The organism is Zunongwangia sp. (genome assembly GCF_048269745.1).
GTDB lineage: Bacteria > Bacteroidota > Bacteroidia > Flavobacteriales > Flavobacteriaceae > Zunongwangia.
Genome location: NZ_JBLXIB010000038.1, coordinates 1 through 5,593, shown reverse-complemented (window position 1 = coordinate 5,593; position 5,593 = coordinate 1). Strand labels below are relative to the sequence as shown.

At 35.1% G+C, this 5,593-nt stretch carries 4 protein-coding genes and 1 pseudogene; all 5 read left to right on the top strand.

Annotated elements, in window-relative coordinates:
* Positions 1–19: 19 nt before the first annotated feature.
* A complete protein-coding gene (locus tag ACN0WI_RS16885) occupies positions 20–1,825 on the top strand; it encodes a glycoside hydrolase family 2 protein (RefSeq protein WP_417888222.1) in 1,806 nt (601 codons plus the stop codon).
* Positions 1,826–1,985: 160 nt separating this feature from the next.
* Positions 1,986–2,831 carry a family 16 glycosylhydrolase gene (locus ACN0WI_RS16880; RefSeq protein WP_417888220.1) on the top strand — a complete coding sequence of 282 codons (846 nt, stop codon included), beginning with the start codon at positions 1,986–1,988 and terminating at the stop codon, positions 2,829–2,831.
* A gap of 48 nt (positions 2,832–2,879) precedes the next feature.
* Positions 2,880–4,064 carry a DUF2264 domain-containing protein gene (locus ACN0WI_RS16875; RefSeq protein ID WP_417888219.1) on the top strand — a complete coding sequence of 395 codons (1,185 nt, stop codon included), beginning with the start codon at positions 2,880–2,882 and terminating at the stop codon, positions 4,062–4,064.
* Between the two features lie 54 nt (positions 4,065–4,118).
* Entirely contained in the window at positions 4,119–5,207 is a 1,089-nt protein-coding gene (locus tag ACN0WI_RS16870) for a glycoside hydrolase family 43 protein (RefSeq protein WP_417888221.1), read from the top strand.
* Between the two features lie 87 nt (positions 5,208–5,294).
* Positions 5,295–5,593: pseudogene (locus ACN0WI_RS16865) on the top strand (hypothetical protein); the annotation flags it as partial.

Sequence of the window (5,593 nt, the reverse complement as noted above, 5' to 3'; positions counted from 1 at the left end):
TACTGTTTATTGTTTATTTCTGATTGGATTAAGCGTAACTGCTCAAGAAAATCTAATTATAAATACACAAAATCGAGAGCAAATTTCACTTAATGGAACTTGGCATTATATCATAGATCCCTATGAAACTGGATTTTATAATTATCGTTTTAAAGAACGTAATCAAAATGATCCAGAAGCGTATTGGAATAATCCTAAAGTGAAAAATAAAACAGATCGAAAGGAGCATGGGTATTCAGATAAATATTCGATTCAGGTTCCGGGCGATTGGAATTCGCAAGATGACGTTTTTAAATACTACGAAGGTACCGTTTGGTACCAACGTAGTTTTGATAAACCCAAATTAGCCGAAAACGAACGTCTTTTTATATATTTTGGAGCAGTAAATTATGAAGCTCATGTCTACTTAAATGGTAAGAAATTGGGAACACATAAAGGAGGATTTACACCTTTTAATTTTGAGGTCCCAGTAGATTTACTTCAAGATAAAGATAATTATCTGGTTGTAAAAGTCGATAATAAACGTCATTTGGAAGAAATTCCGACTGTAAATACCGATTGGTGGAATTATGGAGGCATAACTAGAGATGTGAAATTAATAATAACTCCTCCAAATTTCATTCAACAGTATGCATTACAGTTAGAAGGACATCAGGATATCAAAAATGCAATTAAAAAACGACGATTTGAGCTGTCAGGTAGTATAAAACTCAATAAAGCTTCCGAAGAAAAAGTGACAATCGAGATTCCTGAATTAAAGTTTAAAAAAACTATTAAAATACAAGGAACTGAAACTGATTTTAAGTTTGAGGCTAAAAATATTGAATTATGGTCGCCTGAAAATCCTAAACTTTATACGGTAAACTTTAGTTTTGGGAATGTAAGTCTTCAGGATAAAATCGGATTTCGAAAAATTGACGTAAAGGGAACCGATATTTTATTAAATGGAGAGAAAATATTTCTACGAGGAATAAGTATTCATGAAGAAATTCCACAAGATGTAAGGCGAGCTAAAAATAAAGAAGATGCTGAGCAGTTATTCGGATGGGTGAAAGATTTGAATGCTAATATGGTTAGGTTGGCTCATTATCCGCATAACGAATATATGACTAGAATGGCTGATTCTTTAGGCGTTTTAGTATGGAGTGAAATACCTGTGTATTGGACCATTGATTTTGCAAGCCAAAAGGTCCTTGAAAAAGCTAAAAAGCAATTAGAAGAAATGATTATTCGAGATCGAAACAAGGCATCGGTAATAATCTGGTCGGTAGGAAATGAAACTCCGGTTAGCGAAACTAGAACTCACTTTATGAAAATGCTTATTGAAGATGCCAAAAGGATTGATGATACCAGGCTGGTCTCTGCCGCATTAGAGGTTGGATATAATAGCGGTAAGAATTATATCAATGATCCGCTAGGGAAATATACCGATATTGTTTCAGTTAATGAATATCTAGGATGGTACGGCGATTTACCTCATGCAAAAGAAAATTCAAAATGGGAGACTGCCTATAATAAACCTTTATTTTTTAGTGAAACAGGTGCTGGCGCAAAAGGAGGTTTACACAGAGATAAAGAAACCAGATGGAGTGAAGAATTTCAAGAATGGTATTATACAGAAACTATTAAAATGATGAAGCAGATGCCCGATAATTATACGGGGATGTCTCCTTGGATTTTAGCAGATTTTAGATCTCCAAGACGAAATAATCCAATTTATCAGGAGGGTTGGAATAGAAAAGGTTTAATAGATGATAAAGGAAATAAAAAGAAGGCCTTTTTTACGTTGAAAAAATATTATCAACAAAAGGAAGCCGAATATTAATTTTAGTAAAATAAGCACATAAACTTTCCCTTAACTGATAAGGGAAAGTTGTTCAATTATCCCCAAGACTAGCTCTTTAAAATTAGAGATAAAAATCTATTTTGTTTATTATTAACCCTTTATAGAGATTGAATGATTATACAATTTTTAAATATATCTTTTGAATTTATATAATTTTAAATATCTTTTTTTAATTGCAAGTATTCATACTTGTATATCTCAACAAGCTACTTCACCCGAAGGATATAAATTGGTTTGGGGCGATGAATTTAAAGACGGAACTAAACCAAATACCAAGTTTTGGTCTTATGAAAATGGTTTTGTTAGAAATGAAGAATTACAATGGTACCAATCTGAAAATGCCAAAATTCAAAATGGAAAACTGGTGATTTCAGGAAAAAAAGAATCGGTTAAAAATCATCAATATCAGCCAGAAAGTAAGAATTGGAAATTAAACCGGAAGTTAGCAGAATACACTTCAGCAAGCATAAATACTAGAGGAAAATTCGATTTCCAATTTGGTATTTTAGAAGTAAAAGCAAAGATTGACACTTCTATGGGTATGTGGCCGGCGATCTGGACACTTGGCATAGAAAAAGGATGGCCTTCTAATGGAGAGATCGATGTGATGGAATATTATCTGGTCGATCAAAAACCTGCAATTTTAGCTAATGTCGCCTGGAAAGGAAAAACTTCTTACGTCTCGTGGGATAGTGAGAAACTTCCTTTCTCAAAATTCATTGAAAAGGATCCAAATTGGGCAGAGGAATATCATATCTGGAAAATGGATTGGACTAAAGATTTTATAAAGATCTATCTAGATAACGAATTACTAAACACGATAGATCTGGCTACCACTAAAAACCCAGACGGATTTAATCCATTTCATCAACCACATTATATTTTACTCAATCTTGCTATCGGTGGCAATGGTGGCGACCCTTCTAATACATCGTTTCCGAGAACGTACGAAGTAGATTATGTAAGAGTGTATCAGAAAAAATAAATTATGTCTAAATTATCTAATATTAGTTTTCTGCTAATTTTTATTTTTTTGAGTTTCAGTATAAACGCTCAAAAAGTAGATCAACCTGCTCCTAAAGAAGTAAGAGAATTCTATGTGAATTCTTTAGTGAAAATAGCCGATCCGGTTTTAAGCAATCTTGCTAAAGGAAAATTAAAAGAAAATATGCCAATAGAACGTTCGCCGGGAGCATGGGACGATCGTACTCACGTAACTTATCTTGAAGCTTTTGGTAGAACATTATCTGGAATTGCTCCTTGGTTAGAACTTGGTGCAGATAATACCAAAGAAGGAAAAGTTAGAAGAAAATATATTGAATTAGCTCAAAAAGCGATCGATAAAGCAACCGATCCTGAGTCGGCAGACTTTATGAATTTCAATAAAGATCGCCAGCCTTTAGTAGATGCCGCTTTTTTTGCTCAGGGATTACTTAGAGCGCCAACACAGTTGTGGGAGCCACTTTCTGAACAAACAAAAGAGAACGTCATAAAAGCATTAAAATCTTCTCGTGATATAGAACCTTATTACAGTAACTGGTTGTTATTTACGGGGATGGTTGAAGCCGCTTTACTGAAATTTGATGGAAGCGCCGATATGGTTCGACTTTCCTATCCTGTAAACAAGCATATGGAATGGTATCTGGGCGACGGAATGTACGGTGATGGGCCAAATTTTCACTGGGATTACTATAATAGTTTTGTAATTCAGCCAATGTTATTAGATATCCTAAAAGCAATGGATGAAGCCGGAGTTGGTCGAAAAGAAGATTTTAAAAAAGTACAACAACGAGCGCAAAGATATGCTAGTATTCAAGAGCGGTTAATTTCTCCTAGCGGAACTTATCCACCAATTGGTAGATCTTTAGCTTATCGTTTTGGAGCATTTCAATCACTTTCGCAAGTTGCGCTATGGAAAAATTTAGCTAAGGAAATAGCACCTTCTCAAGTTCGATCTGCTTTATATGCTGTCATTAAAATACAAATCGAAGCTAAAGGAACTTTTGATAAGGAAGGTTGGCTTCAGGTGGGACTTGTAGGTCATGAAAATAATATTGGCGAAGGCTATATTTCGACCGGAAGCCTATATTTAAGTACAGAAGCTTTTCTGGTGTTAGGACTTTCTCCAGAAGATGAATTTTGGACCGCTGCTGCAAAACCATGGACTCAAAAGAAAATATGGAATGGAGAAGCCATTCCTATAGATCATGCATATTAATTACCACTAGCACAAATGAAAAACCCGAAATTTAAATATATTATTGTTCTAATTGTGCTGCTGTTGAATATTAATTTAAAGGCACAATCTAAAGCTCCTAACTATAGTTCTTTTTATCCGGGAGAAATCTGGAAAGATACTGATGGTAATCACATTAATGCTCACGGTGGTGGTATCATGTTTAAGGATGGTACATATTATTGGTATGGTGAGCACAAAGGGAAATCTAGTTTAGCGAGAGTTGGTATCACGGTATATTCTTCGAAGGATTTATATAATTGGGAAAATGAGGGAGTAGCTCTTTCAGTAGCTAAAGATCCAGATTCTGAAATTACTTCAGGTAGCGTGATGGAACGTCCAAAAGTAGTTTTTAATGAAAAAACAGGGCAATATGTAATGTGGTTTCATTTGGAATTAAAAGGACAAGGCTATGCTGCAGCCCGAACCGGAGTGGCCGTTAGTGATTCTCCCACTGGCCCATTTACATATCTAAAATCGTATCGTCCCAATTCAGGGAAATGGCCAAAAAATTTCAAAGAAGCATGGAAAGAAACTCCAAAAGGTGGCGACCCAGAAGATTGGTGGACACCAAAATGGAGAAAAGCTTTAAACGAAGGCATGTTTGTTCGACGTGATTTTGAAAAAGGGCAAATGTCTCGTGATATGACAATTTATATTGATACTGATGGAATTGCATATCACATCACTTCTTCCGAAGAAAATCAAACCTTGCATATTTCAAAATTAACTGACGATTACCTCAATTTTACAGGAGAATGGGTACGTGTGCAACCTGGTGGGCAAAATGAAGCACCAGCAGTTTTTGAAAGAGATGGGTATTATTATATGATCACCTCTGGTTTAACCGGTTGGGAACCAAATGCAGCAAGATCTTTCCGTGCTAAATCTATTATGGGGCCATGGGAGAAACTAGGAAACCCTGCAAGAGGAAAGTATGCAGATAAAACATTCTTTTCGCAAAGTACATTTATTCTACCGGTACAGGGAAAAGAAGATGAGTTTATATTTATGGCAGATCGTTGGAAGCCCAAAAATCATATCGATGGTCGTTATATCTGGTTGCCTCTCGAATGGGAAAACGAAAAGCCCGTAATTCGATGGAAAGATAATTGGGCATTGTAATTACAAAGCTTAAAGATTAAGTATTCAAATTTAATTAAAAAGTGTATATTTAACACTTAAATAGTAAAATCTGAAAATCTAACCACTATGAATGTCAATTTCTTATTTAAGTCACGTTTTTTTGTGTTGTTATTATTTTCTACTCTAATATCCTCCTGTGCTGATGGAAAGAAAGAAAAGGAAAACACGGCTTATTTATTCACCTATTTTACTGGCAATGGTGATGGCGAAGAAGCTATACGATATGCGATAAGTGAAGACGGTTATAACTTTTATGCGTTAAACAATAACGAACCTATCATAGCTTCAGATTCAATAAGTCGCAGTGGTGGTGTTCGAGATCCTCACATTTTAAGAAAAGAGGATGGTAGTGGTTTTTATATGGT